Source organism: Streptomyces violaceorubidus (genome assembly GCF_000717995.1).
GTDB classification, from domain to species: domain Bacteria; phylum Actinomycetota; class Actinomycetes; order Streptomycetales; family Streptomycetaceae; genus Streptomyces; species Streptomyces violaceorubidus.
The window spans coordinates 1-505 of sequence record NZ_JODM01000150.1 but is presented as its reverse complement, the minus strand read 5'-3'; the positions used below and the strand labels follow the sequence as shown (position 1 = coordinate 505).

Below are 505 nucleotides of genomic sequence, written 5' to 3'. Positions count from 1 at the left end.
CGTTGAACCACTGGTAGGTCTGGCGTGTTTTCCCGACGCTACGTGGCTTGAACTTGTTGTTGCGGAGGATCTCCATGTGTTCTTCCGCAGTCAGCTTCTTCATGTCCTCGGTGGCGCGAGCGTTGTCCAGATCCGGGACGTTGGCTGCGCGCATCTCGTCCAGATAAACCTGCGGCACCAGGGTGCTGCCATCTTTGACTTTGTTGAGCCACTGGTGAGTCTGGTTTGTTTCCCCGGAGCTACGTGGCTTGAAGTTGTTTTTGCGGAGGATTTCCATGTGTTCTTCCGCAGTCAGCTTCTTCATGTCCTCGGTGGCGCGAGCGTTGTCCAGATCCGGGACGTTGGCTGCGCGCATCTCGTCCAGATGAACCTGCGGCACCGGGAGCGTGCCACGCCTGACCCGTTTGAGCCAGTCAGTGGTCCGTGGATTGTTGGATGTGTAGTTGTTCCTGCGGAAGATCTCCATATGGTCATTGCTATTGAGTAGCTTCTGGTCTTCGATGGT

Annotated in this window: 1 protein-coding gene; it reads right to left on the bottom strand. The window is 56.0% G+C overall.

From position 1 onward, the window contains the following. Window positions 1-466 (bottom strand): hypothetical protein (locus IE94_RS36730; protein WP_157849457.1); only part of this gene is annotated, 466 nt, incomplete at its 3' end. Window positions 467-505 lie beyond the last annotated feature (39 nt).